Source organism: Prevotella sp. S7 MS 2 (assembly GCF_000762865.1).
Taxonomy (GTDB): domain Bacteria; phylum Bacteroidota; class Bacteroidia; order Bacteroidales; family Bacteroidaceae; genus Prevotella.
Genome location: NZ_JRPT01000077.1, coordinates 1 through 17,187 on the forward strand (window position 1 = coordinate 1; position 17,187 = coordinate 17,187).

The following is a 17,187-nucleotide window of genomic DNA, read 5'->3' on the forward strand; positions in this document are numbered from 1 at the left end:
TTTTATTGAAGTACTTAGATGTTAGCAGACTTTTCTACTACCGTCGCTAATAACTACATCATAAACTGCTGGTGCATGACCAAACTTTTCTGTGTACTTTTGCTTAGCAGTATTGATAAAACTGTCATAGAGATCTTCCTTTACAAGATTGATGGTACATCCACCAAAGCCACCTCCCATGATTCGGCTTCCTGTTACGCCACATTCTTTTGCGAGGTCATTTAAGAAGTCTAGTTCTTCACAGCTTACTTCGTACTCTTTGCTTAAGCCGTAATGTGTTTCATACATCTTTTGACCTACAGTTTCGTAGTCTCCTTTTTCCAAAGCATCGCACACAGCGAGGACACGATCCTTCTCTCCAAGAACGAAATGTGCACGTGTATAATCTTCTTCACCAACTTCTGAACGAACGGCTTCGAGTTGTTCCCAAGTGCAGTCGCGTAATGTTTCAAACTTCTGGTCAGGATATTTAGCAGCAATATGTTTTACTACATTCTCGCAACTGTTTCTGCGATCATTATAAGGAGAACCCTTTAGCTCGTGCTTTACTTTTGAATCAACTAAGACAAGTTTGTAACCTTTTGGATTAAATGGGAAATATTCAAACTCACGGCTACGACAATCGAGTCTCATTAGTTTGCCTTCTTGTCCAAAGACACTTGCAAACTGATCCATGATACCACAGTTTACACCAATGTATTTGTGCTCTGTAGCTTGGCCAGCTAATGCTAAATCCCATTTAGAAACCTTATTGTCACCGAACAAATCGTTTAAAGCAAAAGCGAAGCAACTCTCTAATGCTGCGCTAGAACTCATACCTGCTCCAAGGGGAACGTCACCAGCGAAAGCTGTATTAAATCCTTTGACATCAACACCAAGCTTTTTCATCTCTTGGATAATACCATAGATATAACGTGCCCAAGTAGCGTGTGGTCCTTCGGGATCGTTCACTTTGAATTCTACTCTGTCCTTCAGGTCAATAGAGTAGCACATGACAGTATCAGTACCATTAGGTCTAATCTCTGCCATAATTCCTTTGTCCACAGCTCCGGGAAATACAAACCCACCATTGTAGTCTGTATGTTCACCGATAAGGTTGATTCGGCCGGGAGACGTATATATGTTACCAATCAAGCCATCAAAATGTTTGATGAACCTACTTCTTACATGTTCAATATTCATAATATAAAATGTTTAGGTGTTAGAGATAGTTTTTATTTATTCTACAGGGATATCTTTGTTTACATTCTTATAGCCGATGAGAGCGTAGAATAGGATGTAAGCTGCACACAATACAACCACCCAATAAGAGGTCAGGAATGAACCGGTAACGTCGGCAACTAATGCTTGGAGACCTTGGAATACTGCACAACCACATACCATGGTCATAAATGCACCTGAGGCAATAGCTGTATATTTGCCAAGACCTTCAGTGGCAAGGTTGAATATGCTACCCCACATAACGGAAGCACAAATACCTACCAACAAGAATGCGAAGATTCCAACGGGTACTTGAGCAGTAATTACAGAAAGATTAGCCCAATCAATACCGGGAACAGTAACCATAACTGATGTAGGAGCAAACATACCGAAGAGAGTAAGAATTACAGAAACTCCGGATGTAATTGTCAACATCATCTTAGCAGATACCTTAGAACCGATAACACCGCCTGTAAAACGTCCAATCATCATAAACAAGAAGTACACGGCTACGATAAGTCCGGCAATCTGAGTATCCATACCTAGGCCCGGTGTAGCAGCATCAGGAGCAGTTGTCAAGTATTGGTTTACATAGTTAGGTACACCAATTTCTACGCCCATGTACATGAAGATAGCAAGGATACCCAAGTTGAAGTGACGGAAAGAGAATGCACTATGAGGATCTTTTTCAGTGCTAACTGCTTTCTGGACAGGCTCACTCTTAGGTTCTTCTATCTTTGTTAAAGCAATAACAATCAAAGCTACGGCAAAGATAGCAATAGCCAACATCAAGGCTGGAGTTGCATCTGAAATCTTAGCTTTGGCTGCATCTCCTACAAGGGCGCCCATTACGATATAGCAAGCTACAGCTGCTGCAGAGTTGAATGTACCACCTATTTGGATAAGCTGGTTTCCGTTGTTACCACCACCACCAAGGAGGTTAAGCATAGGATTCACAACAGTGTTAAGCATACACATCGTACAGCCTGCAACAAAAGCACCGATTAAATAAATAAGGAAGTTGTTGCTAGAAGCCATACCGCTGTACCACTGGAACAAGAGGCCGATGATACCAATTACGAGAGCTGCCATAGCCGTCTTCTTATAGCCAATCTTTCTGATAAGCATTCCTGAAGGAATACCCATTAATAGATATGCCATGTAGTTTCCATAGTTTCCTACCTGTGCTAAAACGTTGGAAACTGCAAATTGATTTTTAAGAATAGTAGCCATAGGATTGCAAAGGTTAGTAACGAACGCAATCATAGCAAAGAGCGCAATCATCATGATGATGGCACTCCATTGTTTTTTTTGTTGACTCATTGTATTAATTTAAAATTTATGATTATTTCCTTTTGAAAAATGATATTATTTATCGATGCCAAATTTATAGATAGTTTTCTGTTTGTACTTTCTATCCGGACAGAGCTGTACACTTGGGAAATAAGGATGATTAGGGGTATCTGGGAAATGTTGACATTCGAAACAAATGGCAGAACGACGCCCGAATGTAGCGCCATGTTGACCGGGATATCCTGTAGCCCAATTGTGAGTATATAACTGAACACCGGGTTCAGTAGTATAGACTTCCATTGTTCGTCCACTATTAGGTTCTATAATCTTTGCAGCAAACGACATTTCGCCTTCTTCATTCTTGTTTAATACGTAGCAATGGTCGTAACCTGCGCCATTTTTGATTTGCTCATCGTCCGCGTCTATATCTTGTCCTACAGGTTTAGGGCTGCGGAAATCGAATGGAGTGTCGGCTACTTTGAGAATTTCCCCTGTAGGGATTGAAGTCTCATCAATAGGTAGATAGTAGTCAGCATTGATTTCACAAATCAGATTATCAATGGTTGGAGTAGGGTTGGCAATTCCCGCTAATGAGAAGAAACCGTGGTTTGTAAGGTTAACAATAGTCTTCTTATTCGTTTCTGCCAAGTAGTTGATGACAAGTTCGTCTTCGTCAGTCCAAGTATAAGTAACGTGAACTTTTACTTCTCCGGTAAATCCTTCTTCACCGTATGGAGATACATAAGTGAGTGACAACTCTTTTCGATTCATTAAGACTGCATCCCATACTTTGGCATTCCAACCGGTTTTCCCACCATGTAGGCAGTTGGGACCATTATTTACGAATAGTTCGTATTTCTTACCATTAAGTTGGAACTTTCCTTTAGCAATACGATTGCCGTACCTTCCAATAAGGGTTGATAAGTAAGGCTCTGGAGAATTAATAACATCTTGGATATTGTCGTGCCCTTGAATCACGTTAGCTCTCTTTCCATCTTTGTCAGGAACCATAATAGCAACAAGTGCACCGCCGTAGTTTGTGATAGCAACTTCGTTTCCATTTGCATTTTTCAGGATGTAGAGGTCTGTTTGCTTACCTCCAATAGTGGTCTGAAAATCCTCTCTTCTCAGGCCACAAATGTTTTCAGTTTCTGTTGTGCTCATAATATCGTAAAGTTTTTAGTTACCTTTCTCTATTGCAAAGTAACTGAAAAAAAATGAATAACCCAAATTAAAAAACTGAAAAAAAACAGGCTACTACATTTTTTAAGAATCATCCTTTATTGGGCGATATTAGAGCGTAAATAGGTGAGTAAATCTGCTACTATATAGCTAGAGCCTCCTATAAATATAAGGTCTTCTTTGTTTGCATATTGTAATGCTGTTAGGTAAGCTTCTTTTACGGTAGGAAAATGTTGTCCTTTGTATCCTAATGAATCGCCAATGTCTTGAATTTGTTCTTCCGGTATGGCACGTTTACTGTAAGCTCTAGTCCAATAGTATGTGGCATTCTGTGGTAACATTTCCATTACGGCAAGAATGTCTTTGTCGTCTACCATGCCAAAAACGATATGCAAATACTTATATTGTTGACTTTTAAGTTGAGAGGCAATATAATTCCATCCACCGACATTATGTCCCGTGTCGCAAATTACTTTTGGCGTCTGCTGGAGAGTCATCCAACGTCCCACTAACCCGGTAGACTCGCATACATTCCGGAAACCGGCATGAATGGCATTTTGTGGAATATTGAGAATGGAATTTAGAAGTTTGATTGCTGTTAAGACTGTGTTTGTATTTTTAATTTGATAGTTCCCTCCCAGTTCTCCATGAAAGTTACCATAATCTTTTGAAATATAGTCAATCCCCCCTTGCTCACAGGTAGTTGCGTCAAGAATCTCTTTACTATCTTCTGCAAATACGATAGGAGAGGAGCATTCGGATGCTTTCTGCAAGAATACCGGTTTGCTTTCTTCTGTATATTCTCCTACAACAACTGGTATAGAAAGCTTAATGATACCGGCTTTCTCAGCAGAGATTTTAGCAATCGTATTTCCGAGAAATTGGGTATGATCGAGGCTAATGTTAGTAATGATAGACAACAGTGGAGTAATGATATTGGTACAATCGAGGCGTCCACCGAGTCCAACTTCTATAACAGCAATGTCTACCTGCGCGTCTTTAAAGTATTTGAATGCTAAGGCTGTGGTTAATTCAAAGAAACTCGGATGGAGTGGTTCAAAGAAATCTTTTTCTTTTGCGACGAAATCTACTACATACTCTTCACTGATACATTCACCATTAACTCTAATGCGTTCACGAAAATCAACAAGATGTGGACTTGTATATAAGCCTACTTTATATCCGCTTGCTTGTAAGATAGAAGCTATGGTATGCGAGCAAGACCCCTTTCCGTTGGTTCCTGCTATGTGGATTGTTTTGTATGTTTGATGCGGAAATCCAAAGTGTTTGTCAAGTATGTGTGTGTTTGATAATCCCTCCTTATATGCAGTAGCACCCACTTGTTCGAAAACAGGGGTGCTATTGAATAAATATTCTACAGTTTCTTTATAGTTCATTTTCAAGAAAAGTAGTTTCTAAATTTCTGAAATATAGTACGCTTAGTGGTATTGTCGCCTTTGAAGTTATCATGGGATGTCCATTCTTCTAGAATGCTCCTTTCGTCGGCAGTCAAAGTCTTGGGAACATAGACGCTGATGTTGACAACCATATCTCCGATGCCATTGCCATAACCACTGACAGCAGGCAGGCCTTTGCCACGAAGTCTAAGGGTTTTACCGGGTTGTGTTCCCGGTTCAATCTTGATTTTAACTTTCGTGTCTTGAAGTGTTGGAATCTCTACCTCGCCGCCTAAAGTCGCTGTCGGGAAGTCCAGTAGGAGATTGTAGATGAGATCTTGTCCATCTCTTACAAATGTATCATTCTCTTCCTCTTCAATATAAACTTGGATGTCACCAGAAATCCCATTGTGTTGCCCGGCATTTCCCTTGCCGGGCACATTGACCACCATACCTTGGGCAACACCAGCCGGAATCTTGATTTCTACGACCTCTTCGCCTTTTTTAACGCCGCTACCATGGCACTCATGACATTTGTTTTTGATGACACTTCCTTCACCGTGACAAGTAGGACACTCTGTTTGGGTCTGCATCATGCCAAGCATTGTACGAACGGTCTTTACCACATAGCCTCTTCCACCACAGGTAGAACAAGTCTCAGAGCTACTTCCTGCCTCTGCACCAGAGCCATGACAATGCTCACATTCGACATCTTTTCTTACTTTGAATTTCTTGACTACACCAGTTGCAACTTCTTTCAAAGAGAGTCTAACCTTTAGTCTTAAGTCTGCTCCGCGGTATTGTGGTTTCTGTTGTTGGCTGCCGCCACCGAATCCACTAAATCCACTAAATCCGGAATGACCGCCGAAGATATCTCCAAACATAGAGAAGATATCATCCATATCCATGCCACCACTGAATCCGCCACCAAATCCTCCGCCCGGTGCATTGAATCCGAATTGATCGTATTGTTGGCGTTTTTGTGGGTCATGGAGAGTGTCGTAAGCCTCTGCGGCTTCTTTAAATTTCTCTTCAGCTTCCTTGTTTCCGGGATTTCTATCCGGATGATACTTGATAGCTAGCTTTCGATAAGCCTTCTTTATATCATCTTCTGAGGCGTTCTTATCTAGCCCCAGCACTTCATAGTAATCTCTTTTCTGTGCCATATTATTGTCCTACTGCCACCTTGGCATGGCGAATCACTTTGTTGTTGAGTGTATATCCCGTAAGAACGCAATCAATAATTTTGCCTTTTTTGTCGTCTCCCATACCGGAAACCATGGCAATAGCCTCATGGAAGTCTGTGTTGAACTCGGCATCCTCGGTATCAATCTTCTTGACGCCAAGTCCTTCTAGCGATTTCATAAACTTCTTGAAGATAAGTTCCATACCTTCTTTGATGGCTTTCGGATCTTCGGTCTTATCGTCTAGAGCACGTTCAAAGTCGTCAATAATAGGGAGAATTGCAGAGATAGAACGTTCTCCACCATTCTCTATCAATTCGGCTTTCTCTTTACGAGTACGCTTTTTGTAGTTCTCAAATTCTGCAACTGTACGAAGATATTGATCGGTCAGACTATCTAACTTTTGTTGTACTTCTGTTAGAGGGTCTACTTCTTTCGGTTCTTCTGTTTTTGTTTCAGCTTCTTGAGTTTCTACATCTTCTTGTTGGTTTTCTGTAGATTCAGCACTCTGCTGGTTCTTATCCTCGTTCAGTTCTGTTTCTTTTATGTTTTCTTCTGACATCATATAAACTATTTATAAAGGTTCTATGCAAATGTTATGCCACCTTTTTGAGAAAATAAAAGATGGCATTTGGATTAGTACATAGTTGCTCTTTGGGCTTTCAACTGTTCATCGTAGATGTACTCGTCGTAACTCATCAATTTGTCTATTGTTCCTGTTGGAGTCAATTCTATGATACGATTTGCCACCGTCTCGATAAACTCATGGTCGTGACTTGAGAATAATATGTTGCCTTTGAAGTTGACTAGGTTATTGTTGAAAGCTTGAATACTTTCAAGGTCTAGGTGGTTGGTTGGGGTATCTAGTATGAGACAGTTTGCGTTTTGCAATTGCATGCGAGCAATCATACAACGCATTTTCTCTCCACCGGAAAGCACGTTGACTTTCTTCTCCACCTCTTCGCCGCTGAAGAGCATTCGGCCGAGATAGCCTTTCATCATGACTTCGTTTCCTGTACCAAATTGTCCGAGCCAGTCTACTAGATTCAAATCGCTGTCAAAGAATTCTGTGTTATCAAGAGGCAAGTAGGCCGTTGTAATGGTAACGCCCCATTTGTAGGTTCCAGCAGTAGCTTCCCTGTTGCCATTGATAATCTCAAATAGTGCCGTCATGGCTTTTGGATTATGGCTAAGGAATACTACCTTTTCTCCTTTTTCTATGTTGAAATTGACATTGTCGAAGAGTACTGTGCCATCAGCATCAACCGCTTTTAACCCTTCTACTTCAAGAATTTGGTTTCCGGGTTCACGTTCCATTTGGAAGATAATACCGGGATATTTACGGCTACTTGGGCGAATTTCTTCTACATTCAGTCTCTCTAGCATTTTCTTGCGGCTGGTGGTCTGGCGACTCTTTGCCACATTGGCAGAGAAACGGCGGATAAATTCTTCCAATTGCTTACGTTTCTCATCTGCTTTCATGCGCTGATTTTGAGCCTGACGGAGTGCCAATTGCGAACTCTCATACCAGAAACTATAGTTTCCGGAGAATACAGTAACCTTGCCAAAGTCAATATCTACAGTCTGGGTACTTACTGAGTCCAAGAAGTGACGGTCGTGGCTGACAACCAAGACTGTTTGTTCTACGTTGCCAAGATATTCTTCCAACCATTCTACTGTGTCGAGATCCAAGTCGTTGGTAGGCTCATCGAGTAGCAGGTTGTCAGGGTGTCCAAAAAGAGCTTTGGCCAACATGACGCGCACTTTTTCGTTGTTAGAAAGTTCACTCACCAACTTATCGTGTCTATCTTCTTTGATTCCGAGGTTCTGGAGTAGTTGAGCAGCTTCGCTTTCAGCTTCCCAACCATTCATTTCAGCAAACTTTTCTTCCAGTTCTGCAGCCCTGTTTCCATCCTCTTCTGTCATCTCTGGCTTGGAGTAGAGGGCTTCGCGCTCTTTCATGTTGGTCCATAGAGGCTGGTGTCCCATGAGGACTGTATCCAATACTTTGAATGTATCGTACTTGAAGTGGTCTTGTTCTAGCACAGACAGGCGCTCACCCGGACCGAGTTCTACAGTTCCCTTGTTTGGCTCAAGTTCACCACTGATGGCCTTTAATAGGGTGGACTTACCCGCACCATTGGCTCCGATGACGCCATAGATGTTACCATGAGTGAATTTTAAATTTACATCTTTATAAAGAACTCTCTTTCCAAACTGGATTGCAAGATTCGAAACTGTTATCATTTTTTGTATATACCTTATTATAATAATTGGATGCAAAGGTACTAAAAAAAAACTTACCATACAAGAGCAACGGCTCTTTCTCGACCTGCTGGTCAATGAAGAACCGTTGTACATGTGAATAGTATCATACTGATCGTTATCCTATCATCAGTTTTAAGTCTTCTTCTACAGTTGTGATACCGCCTAATCCGAAGTTGTCTACAAGTACTTTGAGTACGTTTGGCGATACAAATGCAGGAAGTGTAGGGCCGATATGGATATTTTTGATGCCTAAACTCAGCAAGGCTAATAGCACGATGACAGCCTTTTGTTCGTACCATGCGATGTTGAATGCGATAGGTAGGTCGTTGATATCGGCTGCTCCAAAGATTTCCTTTAACTTTAATGCTACAACAGCCCATGTGTAAGAGTCATTACATTGTCCTGCATCAAGTACACGTGGAATGCCGTTGATATCTCCAAGGTTCAATTTATTGTACTTATATTTGGCACAACCGGAGGTAAGGATGATGACATCTTTGGGTAATTTCTGAGCGAATTCAGTGTAATAGTTGCGATCTTTGAAGCGACCGTCGCATCCCCCCATAACAACAAACTTGCGGATGGCACCGTTCTTAACAGCTTCGACTATTTTATCGGCAAGAGCGAATACCTGGTTATGTGCGAAACCGCCGATAATTTCTCCTTGTTCTATTTCGGTAGGAGCTTCACATGTCTTGGCCAATTCTATTACTTCAGAGAAGTCCTTGTGTCCGTTAGCTTGTGTCTCAATGTGCTTCCAACCGGGGAATCCGGTAGAGTTCATCGTGAATACGCGCTCTTTATAGTTGGCGTTAGGCAATGGTGGAACGATACAGTTGGTCGTAAATACGATAGGACCGTTGAAAGTCGAGAATTCTTCTTTCTGTTTCCACCATGCATTACCATAGTTTCCTACCAAATGCTTGTACTTCTTTAACTGTGGGTAATAGTGTGCTGGTAGCATCTCGCCGTGTGTATACACATCGATACCGGTACCTTCGGTCTGCTTCAATAGGTCTTCTATGTCGTGAAGGTCGTGTCCGGAAATTAATATACCCGGCCTTTTGCCTACACCGATATTGACCTTTGTGATTTCTGGATTGCCGTATGAGCTGGTATTGGCCTTGTCTAGGAGTGCCATGACAGCCACGCCTTGCTTGCCAGTCTCTAGTACGAGGTTAAGCAGTGTATTCATTTCAGTATCTGGATCAGTAATGCCGGCCAAAGCCGCACTCATGAAGTCTGTGATGGTTTCATCCCGATAGCCGAGACGGGCAGCATGTTCGTAATAGGCAGCAATTCCTTTCAAGCCCAAAACCATAAGTTCTTTCAGCGAGCGCAGATCCTCGTTGGTATTGCGAAGTACGGTTTGTCTTTCTCCTTCTGCGTCGTATTCATTTCTCTCTCCAGTCCATTTTACTTCTTGATAATCGGGTAGGGAGATGTTGTTCTGATCCGTCAAAGTCATGAGTCGCTTCTTGAGTTCGATTCCATTATCAATGCGTTTAAGCAAAGCTTCATCGTCAAAATTCGCATTAGTGATGGTTGTAAAGAGCGCATCAACAATGAAGTCATCTACCTCTATACCAGTATTGATACCTGCTTTACTGAGTTCATGGTCTATCGTACCGATACCTCTAGTAATACTCAGTAGTAAATCCATGTATTTATTAGTCTGTGGCAATTTTCCACATACGCCTCTTAAAGTACATCCAATACCTTTTGCTGTTTCTTGACATTGAAAACAGAACATCTTATTTTCCATCATAATGTTTTAATATAATAATTGATTAATGATGGCGCAAAGATAGGTTAGTTAATGGAAGTGGATGAGTAACAATTGTTACTCAATGGGGTTAAAGAATGTTATATTTGAGTGTTGCGATAAAGTTGGTTTATTATGGAAAAGCTCATTACATGGTTTTGTGTTATCATGTGAATTCTTAGATATTGCTGAAATGCCGAGTCAGCAACGGTGAACAGGCTTTACAGCATTACTGCGATGACTAGGCAGTGATATTGCAAAGGCGTCGCAGTAATATGAGATAGATGTGTTGAATATTGGTTAGCGTCCGATTGGGGACCTAAAAACTGTTTTCTATCGTAAATCGATCACTTCTGCCGAAGGATATTCTTTAGAATTAAACGAGAAAACACTGTCTGATATCTTCTTCTTTTGGAAATTCGTGATATTGATAGTAAGCCAATTCTTTCCTTGTAACACCTTCACTTGGCTCGGAACGTAAGTCTTCTTGTTGATAAGCAGATAAAGTTCTTTGAGTGGACGTTTGGTATTTTGGGCTGTTAAATAAACTTTATAATTATTCCCTTGCGTACTGGATGACATGTTGTAGCCGCTCTTATAGATGGTCACGAATGCATAAGGATTCATTACAGCTTGCTTGGCCTCATTAGGAGTAGTGATGTTTACTTCGTTGGAACTTTTCATGTAAGTCCATTGTGTCTTTCCGTTATACCAGATTGTGGCTTGAGGGGAGTGGGCAACGAACTTATTCTTTTTAACAGTTATGGTACCACTTGTTTTCCCAATATTATCACCTGAAATCGAAAAATTAGCGCTGGCACCTCCTTTTGTATTCAATGTAGCTGCCGTCTTATCCAGTATTTGCATGGTTTGAGAGGGAGTCTGAGCTTTCAAACCTGTAAAGCAAGCTGATATAAAAAATAATAATGTGAATAGTTTCTTGTTCATATTCTTTTAGTTTTAATATGAGCAAAATTAGAAAAATACACTGTGATGAGATGAGACTTTTAGTGTATTTATCTAACTTTAAGAACTCTTGCAATAGTTTTATTGCTTTTAAGGAAATATATATCAGGCTCCGTGGAGTTGGGCAAGCAATATGTTTAGTTGGTTTTCATCTTGAATTAAGACGTCACGAGGTTTGGAACCCTGTGCCGCACCAACAATACCTACTTGCTCTAATTGATCCATTAGGCGACCCGCTCTATTGTATCCGATAGAGAAACGACGCTGAATCATGCTGGTAGAACCTTGTTGTGAAATAACGATGGCATGGGCGGCTTCCTCGAAGAATGGGTCAAGATTCTGTATGTCGGTACTACCTCCGTTGCCAACACTTCCACCTTCGTCTGATGGAGGCTCCGGTAATTCCATTGGTTCTACGGGTCCCGGCTGGTCAGAAATATAATTATTGATGTTCTCTATTTCCGGTGTGTCAACGAAGGCACATTGTACACGTACCGGTTCATTGCCATTTAAGAACAATAAGTCGCCTCGGCCGACAAGTTGATTAGCTCCTGAACGGTCGAGAATGGTTCTTGAGTCAATCTGTGAACTCACTCTGAATGCCATTCTTCCGGGGAAGTTAGCCTTGATATTACCGGTGATGATATGGGTTGTTGGACGCTGTGTGGCAATGACCATGTGGATACCTACGGCACGTGCCAACTGTGCTATACGGGCTATTGGTAGTTCAATCTCTTTGCCGGCAGTCATAATCAAATCTCCGAATTCATCGATAATGACCACGATATAAGGCATATATTCATGCCCTTTGGTCAGATTGAGTTCGTGATTGACGTATTTCTTGTTGTACTCTTTAATGTTCTTTGCTCCGGCAATCTTTAATAAATCATAGCGGTGATCCATGAGTGCGCACAGGCTCTTCAATGTCTTTACGACTTTCGTGACATCAGTGATGATTGGTTCTTCGTCGTTTTCGGGTAGACAAGCCATCATGTGAGAGGCTATCTTATGGTAGATGCTGAACTCAACTTTCTTGGGATCGACTAGCACGAATTTCAATTCGTTCGGATGTTTCTTGTAGAGTAGGGAAGTAATGATGGCGTTTAGACCAACGGATTTACCCTGGCCTGTGGCACCCGCAACAAGTAAATGGGGCAGTTTGGCTAAGTCTACCATGAACACTTCGTTGGTAATAGTCTTACCAATGGCTAATGGTAGCTCCATCTTAGTCTCTTGGAATCTCTTTGAATTGAGGATACTTTCCATTGAAACTATTTGTGGATGCTTGTTAGGAACTTCTATACCGATGGTTCCCTTGCCCGGAATAGGAGCGATAATACGAATTCCGAGAGCAGAAAGACTAAGTGCGATGTCGTCTTCTAGGTTTCTAATCTTACTGATTCTTACACCTTCTGCAGGAGTAATCTCATAGAGGGTGATGGTTGGACCTACTGTTGCTTTAATCTCTTTGATGCTGACACGGAAGCTATTAAGCACTTCTACAATACGAGCATTGTTGGCCTTGATTTCGTCCATATCCACCTGTGGACTACCTTTATCATCATACTTTTTCAATAAGTCCAATGTGGGGAACTTATATTTGGTGTATGGCTCCAATGGATTGATAGGTGTTTTCAGGATCTCTTCGATATTTAGATTCTTACCGGTAGCAGTCTCTTCTTGCTTAGCTACTTCTACTTTGAGTGTATTATCACCGGTTTCATCGAATTTTGGAGTGCTAGGATTTTTTACTTCTGGCTTCTCTGTCTTTTGCAAAGGAGCGAAATTTGTTAAATCTACTACCGGTGAAACCTTTTCTTCTTGGGGCGTTATAGTCGTAGGCTCACCATTTTTATCTTCTTCCTCTTCGTCTTCTGAGTCGGAAATCTCGGGGGATTCTGGTTCGACAGTATTTTCTTCGTGGTGCGAGAAATTTGTGACGCTGAACTTAACTTTGTTTGTGAGATACTTAACAGGGTTAAGTGCTTTCCTTATCACTTCGATAGTTTCGGCACTCAAGTAGGTAAGAAAGGTTAAAGCTACAAGCACTAAGAGAGCTGTAAGGCCCGGAGGGCCTACGACATTCTCTAATTGTTGGACGCAAAATAGCCCATGATTTCCCCCGGGATTGAAGACCTGACCACCCATGAAAGGAGTTAGGAATTTGGCAAATGTGACAGAGCCCCATATCATAACAAGCATTGTGCATAGGAACCACTTCCAAAGATTGACTCTATAAGCTCGCATCAAACGAAGACCTGCCAATATAATAAAAGCCGGAATAAGAAATGATGTGAGACCAAAATTCACTGCAATCAATTCGTATGCAATGATAGCGCCTAATGAACCACAGTAATTGGAGAACTCATGCTTGCTATTGAGCCATTCGCCCGGCCTCAAATCTTCTAGTAAACTTTGGTCGGCTTGCCCTGTGTTGAAATATGATACCATGGCAATAATCATGTATACTGCCACTATAACGAGGACTACACCTAATAAAAAGTCTGATTTTTCGCTGCCTATATTGTTTTTTAAACCGATTGCTTCGCTTATATTTTTAGGCTTACGTTCAGTTTTTTTTCTTGCCATTATGTCTTTTTGCGTATTTAAAAATTTAATTGCAAAAATAGTGTAAAAAAGTGATAACCGCCCATAAATTCATATCTTTTTTCTAATTTTGCACCCTATTAGACTTCCCTTTATGAGAAAAATCATATATAGTAAATTTGACAAGAAAGCCATTAGCCTATTGCCACCAGTCTCATTTTCGGGGCGAATCATCACAATCTTGTCTGAAGGTGAGGCTGAGAAAGCCGTAGACTATTTGCTATCAAGTAAGATTTTAGGTGTTGACACTGAGACTAGACCTGCCTTTCACAAAGGAGAGAGCCATAAAGTATCTTTGTTGCAAGTGGCAAATCATGATACTTGCTTCCTGTTTCGGCTCAATAGGATAGGAATGTGTCCACCTATTATTAGACTATTGGAGGATACTACAGTCCCCAAAATTGGTTTGTCATGGCACGATGATTTACTATCTCTACATCGGCGCACTGCTTTTGTGCCCGGTTTCTTTATCGATTTACAGGACATTGTCGGCTTGCTTGGCATTAAGGATATGAGTTTACAGAAGTTGTATGCAAATATCTTTCATGAGAAGATCAGTAAACGTCAACGACTCACCAATTGGGATGCCGATGTATTAAATGAAAAGCAGCAAGTATATGCAGCTATTGATGCGTGGGCATGTGTCAATCTTTATGAAGAAATTTCTCGTCTTATGAAGACTAAAGACTATGATTTGATAGCAAACGAAGAGGAGAAACAGGATACAGATAATAATAAAATAGCATTAAGTAGCAATTCATAATTATGCCATATAAGTCAATTTACTTAAAGAAAGGTAAAGAAGAATCATTAAAACGTTTCCATCCTTGGATATTCTCTGGGGCTATCCATCATGCTGATGAAGGTATAGAAGAGGGCGAAGTTGTACGTGTCTATACGGCAGATAAGAACTTTATTGCCGTTGGGCATTTCCAAATTGGTTCAATAGCTGTACGAGTATTGTCTTTCAAAGACATTGAAATCAACCATGATTTTTGGATCTCAAGATTGTCGGATGCACTGACTATGAGAGCGAGAATTGGTGTTGTTGGTAGTAAAAACATGACTTATCGACTGGTACATGGTGAAGGTGACTTAGTGTCGGGGCTTATTATAGATTGTTATGGGCGGACAGCTGTGATGCAGGCGCATAGTGTTGGCATTCATTTAAGTCGTTATCAGATATGTGAAGCTTTGTTGGAAGTGATGGGAAACCAGCTGGATGCCATTTATTATAAAAGCGAAACAACCCTCCCTTTCAAAGCGGAACTAGGACAAGAAAATGGCTTTATCCACGGCAGTACGGATGATGACGTGACCATAGAGAATGGTTTGAAATTCCATGTAGACTGGTTGCGTGGCCAAAAGACAGGTTTCTTTGTAGACCAACGTGAGAATAGAATGCTCTTAGAGCAATATTCTGCCGGAAAATCAGTGCTGAATATGTTCTGTTATACAGGTGGATTCTCTGTCTATGCGATGCGAGGTGGAGCCAAATTAGTCCATTCTGTAGATAGTAGTGCTAAGGCTATTGAGTTGACAAATAGAAACATAGACCTCAATTTTCCCAATGATTTGCGACATGAAGCAATCTGTGAGGATGCTTTTAAATATCTTGATCAGCATGATGATACATATGATTTGATGGTGTTAGATCCTCCGGCGTTTGCCAAACATCGTGCCGCTGTACACAATGCATTGAAAGGTTACACGCGTTTGAATGTCAAAGGATTGCAGAAAATCAGGCGTGGTGGTATCTTGTTTACGTTTAGTTGTTCGCAAGTTATTACTAAAGACAACTTCCGTAATGCTGTTTTTACTGCGGCAGCACAGGCTGGTCGCCATGTAAGAATCTTGCATCAACTTCATCAACCGGCTGATCATCCAATCAATATTTATCATCCTGAAGGTGAATATTTGAAGGGATTGGTATTGTATGTAGAATAATGAGTAGAGCACAAAGTATCTTTATTAATAAGGTTAGAGACTTTATTAGGCATGAGCATCTGCTGAATCACGATGCAACTTATCTTGTCGGATTGAGTGGTGGTCCTGATAGTGTAGCCTTATTACGTGTACTTTGTGGATTAGGATACTCTATTGAGGCTATTCATTGCAATTTTAATTTGCGTGGAGAAGAGTCGATACGCGATGAAAAATTTTGCAAAGACCTGTGTCAACAATTAAATATTAAGTTTCATACAGTCCATTTTGATACTTATGAATATGCAAAGAAGTATAAATTAAGTATTGAAATGGCTGCCCGACAACTGCGTTATAATTATTTCGAACAGTTGTTGAAAGACTTGGATGGGCAAGGTATATGTGTGGCGCATCACCTAGATGATAGTATAGAGACGTTTTTTATCAATCTATTAAGGGGTACCGGACTTCATGGACTGACTGGTATTGCTCCTCAAAATGGCCATGTGTTGCGCCCTATGCTGTGTGTGTCGCGATCAGAAATCATGGATTATCTCGCCGAAATAGGGCAATCTTACGTTGTTGACAGCTCTAATTTGGGAGACGAATACGTGAGAAATAAGATTCGACATCAAGTGATTCCACTGATGGAAAATATGAATCCTGCATTTCGGAGAAACATGTCACGTACTCTTCTATACTTATCCGGGGCGGAGAATATACAGGATGAGACTGTCAAACAAGCTGTTAATGATGTGATAGTTTCCCAAAAAGAGACGGAAATACTCATCAGTAAAACTAAGTTGCAAGAATATTTTTATGGTGAGTTTGTTTTGTTTGAATTATTAACAGCATATCAGTTCTCTCCAACGCAAATAGAAGAAATATGGCATTCTATACCGGCTGGAGTGGGAAAAAGGTGGAGTTCTTGTGATTGGGGATTACTGATAGACCGCCAATATTTGATACTCTCGATTGCAATGTCCCAAGATTTACAAAGGAAAATAAAAATTCCGGAGAATGGAGTATATGTTTGGGATGAGCAAAAGAAGTTCAAATTCTCTGAATGTAAATATGATGAGAGCTTCATTATTAGCCGAGAACGCAATAGGGCAACATTGGATTTCAATAAAACAGCCTATCCGTTGACGGTGAGGTATGCTGTTACAGGCGATCGGTTTGTCCCATTTGGTATGGCAGGTTCTAAGCTTATAAGTGACTATTTGACCGATAAGAAGCGCACACGATTCCAAAAAGAAGTGCAATTAGTCGTGGAAGATGCCAACGGGAAAATCATATGGTTGGTAGGAGAGAGAACGGATAATAGGTTCAGAGTGAGCACATCTACCACAACTTGTCTTTGTATAGAGGTCTTAGAATAAATATTCTGTCATATATAAAA

13 protein-coding genes are annotated in these 17,187 nt (G+C 40.9%); 3 read left to right on the forward strand and 10 right to left on the reverse strand.

Features of this window, described 5'->3' with window-relative positions; genetic code table 11:
• Positions 1–21 precede the first annotated feature (21 nt).
• The 10 genes from galK to HMPREF0671_RS10660 form a co-directional block, all read right to left on the reverse strand.
• A complete protein-coding gene (galK, locus tag HMPREF0671_RS10615) occupies positions 22–1,182 on the reverse strand; it encodes a galactokinase (RefSeq protein ID WP_036900408.1) in 1,161 nt (386 codons plus the stop codon).
• 36 nt (positions 1,183–1,218) lie between these two features.
• Positions 1,219–2,523: an MFS transporter gene (locus HMPREF0671_RS10620; RefSeq protein ID WP_036900409.1), complete on the reverse strand. Its 1,305-nt coding sequence runs from the start codon at positions 2,521–2,523 to the stop codon at positions 1,219–1,221.
• Between the two features lie 45 nt (positions 2,524–2,568).
• Complete coding sequence (locus tag HMPREF0671_RS10625; protein WP_036900411.1) at positions 2,569–3,660, reverse strand: aldose epimerase family protein; 1,092 nt, start codon at positions 3,658–3,660, stop codon at positions 2,569–2,571.
• 113 nt (positions 3,661–3,773) lie between these two features.
• The gene (locus HMPREF0671_RS10630) at positions 3,774–5,072 is read right to left on the reverse strand and encodes a folylpolyglutamate synthase/dihydrofolate synthase family protein (RefSeq protein ID WP_036900413.1); all 1,299 of its coding nucleotides are present in this window, start codon (positions 5,070–5,072) and stop codon (positions 3,774–3,776) included.
• Positions 5,073–5,074: 2 nt separating this feature from the next.
• Positions 5,075–6,238 carry a molecular chaperone DnaJ gene (gene dnaJ, locus HMPREF0671_RS10635; protein WP_036900415.1) on the reverse strand — a complete coding sequence of 388 codons (1,164 nt, stop codon included), beginning with the start codon at positions 6,236–6,238 and terminating at the stop codon, positions 5,075–5,077.
• A 1-nt stretch (position 6,239) separates the two neighbouring features.
• Entirely contained in the window at positions 6,240–6,821 is a 582-nt protein-coding gene (locus HMPREF0671_RS10640; protein WP_156958412.1) for a nucleotide exchange factor GrpE, read from the reverse strand.
• 71 nt (positions 6,822–6,892) lie between these two features.
• On the reverse strand, positions 6,893–8,503 hold the full coding sequence (locus HMPREF0671_RS10645; RefSeq protein ID WP_036900416.1) for an ABC-F family ATP-binding cassette domain-containing protein: 1,611 nt from the start codon (positions 8,501–8,503) through the stop codon (positions 6,893–6,895).
• A 136-nt stretch (positions 8,504–8,639) separates the two neighbouring features.
• Positions 8,640–10,292, reverse strand: coding sequence for a hydroxylamine reductase (gene hcp, locus HMPREF0671_RS10650; RefSeq protein ID WP_036900420.1), 1,653 nt, complete (start codon positions 10,290–10,292; stop codon positions 8,640–8,642).
• Positions 10,293–10,622: 330 nt separating this feature from the next.
• Positions 10,623–11,237 (reverse strand): LolA-like putative outer membrane lipoprotein chaperone, encoded by a 615-nt coding sequence (locus HMPREF0671_RS10655; protein ID WP_036900423.1) that lies wholly within the window; start codon positions 11,235–11,237, stop codon positions 10,623–10,625.
• A 123-nt stretch (positions 11,238–11,360) separates the two neighbouring features.
• Positions 11,361–13,844 carry a DNA translocase FtsK gene (locus HMPREF0671_RS10660; RefSeq protein ID WP_036900425.1) on the reverse strand — a complete coding sequence of 828 codons (2,484 nt, stop codon included), beginning with the start codon at positions 13,842–13,844 and terminating at the stop codon, positions 11,361–11,363.
• Between the two features lie 112 nt (positions 13,845–13,956).
• Between HMPREF0671_RS10660 and HMPREF0671_RS10665 the strand changes: the two genes are divergently transcribed.
• Genes HMPREF0671_RS10665 through tilS form a run of 3 tightly spaced genes read left to right on the forward strand, consistent with a single transcriptional unit; the run spans position 13,957 to position 17,167 of the window.
• Complete coding sequence (locus HMPREF0671_RS10665; protein WP_036900427.1) at positions 13,957–14,625, forward strand: 3'-5' exonuclease; 669 nt, start codon at positions 13,957–13,959, stop codon at positions 14,623–14,625.
• 2 nt (positions 14,626–14,627) lie between these two features.
• Positions 14,628–15,809: a class I SAM-dependent rRNA methyltransferase gene (locus tag HMPREF0671_RS10670; protein WP_036900429.1), complete on the forward strand. Its 1,182-nt coding sequence runs from the start codon at positions 14,628–14,630 to the stop codon at positions 15,807–15,809.
• Positions 15,809–17,167 (forward strand): tRNA lysidine(34) synthetase TilS, encoded by a 1,359-nt coding sequence (tilS, locus tag HMPREF0671_RS10675; RefSeq protein ID WP_036900431.1) that lies wholly within the window; start codon positions 15,809–15,811, stop codon positions 17,165–17,167. Before HMPREF0671_RS10670 ends, tilS begins: the two co-directional genes overlap by 1 nt.
• Positions 17,168–17,187: the final 20 nt, after the last annotated feature.